The following is a 3,904-nucleotide window of genomic DNA, read 5'->3' on the forward strand; positions in this document are numbered from 1 at the left end:
GGTTTTAATCAGTCAGAATCGCACCGTGCAGTGGCTAGCATGGTGGTCCATGCTTGTCTACATTTTTTATACATCTGTTTGGCTAAGTTCAGGTTTCACATGGTTTATCTTTTATTTATCCAATCTCCTTATTTATGAGCTGGATGAGATTTCTTTTCACTCTTGGCGTTTTGTCAGTTTTATTGTCCTGCAACCATTTATTCTGACCGGAATCTATATGGTCAATCATGTTAGTCCCTGGCAGCTACTCTTTTTCTTGGTGACCTTTATCTTTTCCGATGCAATGACCTTTGGTCTTTATCGAATTCGATTGTCGGAGGACATAAAAGAAGAAAAGATGAAACAAAATGCCAAGCTCAATCTTTTCTTGGCTGAAAACGAACGCAGTCGTATCGGTCAGGATCTCCATGACAGCCTAGGTCATACCTTTGCCATGTTGAGTGTGAAGACGGACCTTGCCCTCCAGCTTCTTCAAATGCAGGCCTATCCTCAAGTGGAAAAAGAATTAAAAGAAATTCATCAAATCAGTAAAGAATCCATGAATGAAGTCCGTACAATTATCGAAAATCTTAAAACAAGAACCCTTGCTTCCGAGTTTGCGACTGTTAAAAAAATGCTGGAAATTGCAGGAATTGAAACGGAAATCAATCACCAACTAGATACAGCTAGCCTAACTCAGGAATTAGAATCAACGGCCTCCATGATTTTGCTTGAGTTAGTGACCAACATCATCAAGCATGCTAAAGCATCGAAAGCTTACTTGAAATTAGAACGAACTGAGAAAGAACTCATCCTAACAGTGAGAGATGATGGCTGTGGCTTTGCTTCACTAAAAGGAGATGAACTCCATACCGTTCGAGACCGTGTCCTTCCTTTTTCAGGAGAAGTAAAGGTGATCATTCAGAAACATCCGACTGAAGTGCAGGTTCGGCTACCTTATAAGGAGAGAAATTAAGATGAAATTACTTGTTGCAGAAGATCAAAGTATGTTGCGAGATGCTATGTGCCAGTTGCTTACCTTTCAACCAGATGTAGAGTCTGTCCTACAAGCCAAGGATGGCCAAGAAGCAATCCAACTCTTAGAAAAGGAGTCTATAGATATCGCCATTCTTGACGTAGAAATGCCTGTTAAGACAGGCCTCGAAGTCTTGGAGTGGATACGAGCAGAAAAGCTAGAAACAAAGGTGGTTGTGGTGACGACCTTCAAACGTCCCGGATATTTTGAACGTGCGGTCAAGGCTGGAGTGGATGCTTATGTCTTGAAAGAAAGAAGCATTGCAGACCTCATGCAAACCTTGCACACTGTTCTCGAAGGACGCAAGGAATATTCGCCTGAATTGATGGAAGTGGTGATGACGCATCCTAACCCGTTAACAGAGCAAGAAATCGCTGTTTTAAAGGGAATTGCTCAGGGCTTATCCAATCAAGAGATTGCAGACCAGCTTTATCTATCAAATGGAACCGTCCGAAACTATGTCACCAATATTCTTTCGAAACTAGATGCTGGTAATCGAACAGAGGCAGCCAACATTGCAAAAGAATCTGGTTGGCTTTGATAAGAAGGGTTAAAAAATTCCGAAACGATAACTTGAATCAAAGGAAATCCATACTAGAAAGGAGGAGGTAAATCGCCTCCTTTTCTGGTTTAGAAAAGCGGTGAAAGCTAGTGTCAAAGAGTTAAAAGATCAGAATAAAAATGAAAAATATCTTGACAATGAAGGAAAAATTGTGTTACAATAATAGACGGTACTTTTTACTTTTGGTCTCTCAAAAGTGTACAGGGACGTGCTGACAAATGTTGCAAAAGTACACACAGATGGTAGCTGTCACCAAGTGTATCATCACCAAAAATAAAAAAACACAGGAGAATGTAGATGCCTACAATTAACCAATTGGTTCGCAAACCGCGTAAATCAAAAGTAGAAAAATCTAAATCACCAGCTTTGAACGTTGGTTACAACAGTCATAAAAAAGTTCAAACAAACGTTTCTTCACCACAAAAACGTGGTGTTGCAACTCGTGTGGGAACAATGACACCTAAAAAACCTAACTCTGCCCTTCGTAAATTCGCTCGTGTACGTTTGAGCAACCTTATCGAAGTTACTGCCTACATCCCAGGTATCGGACACAACTTGCAAGAGCACAGCGTGGTGCTTCTTCGTGGTGGACGTGTAAAAGACCTTCCAGGGGTACGTTACCATATCGTCCGTGGTGCACTTGATACTGCAGGTGTTAACGATCGTAAACAAGGCCGTTCTAAATACGGTACTAAACGTCCAAAAGCATAAGGAAAGGGGATAAAGAGAAATGAGTCGTAAAAATAGAGCTCCAAAACGTGACGTATTGCCAGATCCGCTTTACAATTCACAACTAGTTACTCGTCTTATCAACCGCGTTATGCTTGATGGTAAACGTGGTACAGCTGCTTCAATCGTTTACGGTGCTTTTGAGCAAATCAAAGAAGCTACTGGAAACGATGCACTTGAAGTATTTGAAACAGCTATGGAAAACATCATGCCTGTACTTGAAGTACGTGCACGTCGTGTTGGTGGATCTAACTACCAAGTCCCAGTTGAAGTTCGTCCAGAACGTCGTACAACACTTGGACTTCGTTGGTTGGTAACCATCGCTCGCCTTCGTGGTGAACACACAATGCAAGACCGTCTTGCAAAAGAAATCTTGGATGCTGCGAACAACACTGGTGCAGCAGTTAAGAAACGTGAAGACACTCACCGTATGGCTGAAGCTAACCGTGCCTTCGCACACTTCCGTTGGTAAAATCATGATGCTAGGAACGGTAAGGATGCAAGGTGAAAATAGGAAACTGACGCAGTATTCGACGAATACAAGGAAGTTTATCTTTTTCACACAGCATCCCGTTCCGGCTCAAATAGGCTAATTAACTTTAGCCCGAGTTCAATTCAACTTATCTACAAGTTGAAACCAACAAAAACAAGATAAACATTGAGAACGGGTAGGTCCTGCCTATCCGTTTTTATTAAAATCGTGTTATAATAGAATAGAAATTAAAATAAATAGGAGAAACAAACCTCATGGCACGCGAATTTTCACTTGAAAAAACTCGTAATATCGGTATCATGGCTCACGTCGATGCCGGTAAAACAACAACTACTGAGCGTATTCTTTACTACACTGGTAAAATCCACAAAATCGGTGAAACTCACGAAGGTGCGTCACAAATGGACTGGATGGAGCAAGAGCAAGAACGTGGTATCACTATCACATCTGCTGCGACAACAGCTCAATGGAACAACCACCGCGTAAACATCATCGACACACCAGGACACGTGGACTTCACAATCGAAGTACAACGTTCTCTTCGTGTATTGGACGGTGCGGTTACTGTTCTTGACTCACAATCAGGTGTTGAGCCTCAAACTGAAACAGTTTGGCGTCAAGCAACTGAGTACGGAGTTCCACGTATCGTATTTGCTAACAAAATGGACAAAATCGGTGCTGACTTCCTTTACTCAGTAAGCACACTTCACGACCGTCTTCAAGCAAACGCACACCCAATCCAATTGCCAATCGGTGCTGAAGATGACTTCCGCGGTATCATCGACTTGATCAAGATGAAAGCTGAAATCTATACTAACGACCTTGGTACAGATATCCTTGAAGAAGATATTCCAGCTGAATACCTTGACCAAGCTCAAGAATACCGTGAAAAATTGGTTGAAGCAGTTGCTGAAACTGATGAAGACTTGATGATGAAATACCTTGAAGGTGAAGAAATCACTAACGAAGAATTGAAAGCTGCTATCCGTAAAGCAACTATCAACGTTGAATTCTTCCCAGTATTGTGTGGTTCTGCCTTCAAGAACAAGGGTGTTCAATTGATGCTTGATGCGGTTATCGACTACCTTCCAAGCCCACTTGACAT

General features: G+C 41.8%; 5 protein-coding genes. All 5 read left to right on the top strand.

Annotated features, from left to right (window positions below; all coding sequences use genetic code 11):
* On the top strand, positions 1 to 955 hold a 955-nt coding region (locus GMD4S_RS07290; RefSeq protein ID WP_008289439.1), incomplete at its 5' end, for a sensor histidine kinase.
* Position 956: 1 nt separating this feature from the next.
* On the top strand, positions 957 to 1,556 hold the full coding sequence (locus GMD4S_RS07295) for a response regulator transcription factor (RefSeq protein WP_000772064.1): 600 nt from the start codon (positions 957 to 959) through the stop codon (positions 1,554 to 1,556).
* 318 nt (positions 1,557 to 1,874) lie between these two features.
* A complete protein-coding gene (gene rpsL, locus GMD4S_RS07300; RefSeq protein ID WP_001142332.1) occupies positions 1,875 to 2,288 on the top strand; it encodes a 30S ribosomal protein S12 in 414 nt (137 codons plus the stop codon).
* 19 nt (positions 2,289 to 2,307) lie between these two features.
* Positions 2,308 to 2,778, top strand: coding sequence for a 30S ribosomal protein S7 (gene rpsG, locus GMD4S_RS07305; RefSeq protein ID WP_000087873.1), 471 nt, complete (start codon positions 2,308 to 2,310; stop codon positions 2,776 to 2,778).
* 275 nt (positions 2,779 to 3,053) lie between these two features.
* Positions 3,054 to 3,904 (top strand): GTP-binding protein (locus GMD4S_RS07310; RefSeq protein WP_000090333.1); only part of this gene is annotated, 851 nt, incomplete at its 3' end.

The organism is Streptococcus sp. GMD4S, assembly GCF_000296955.1.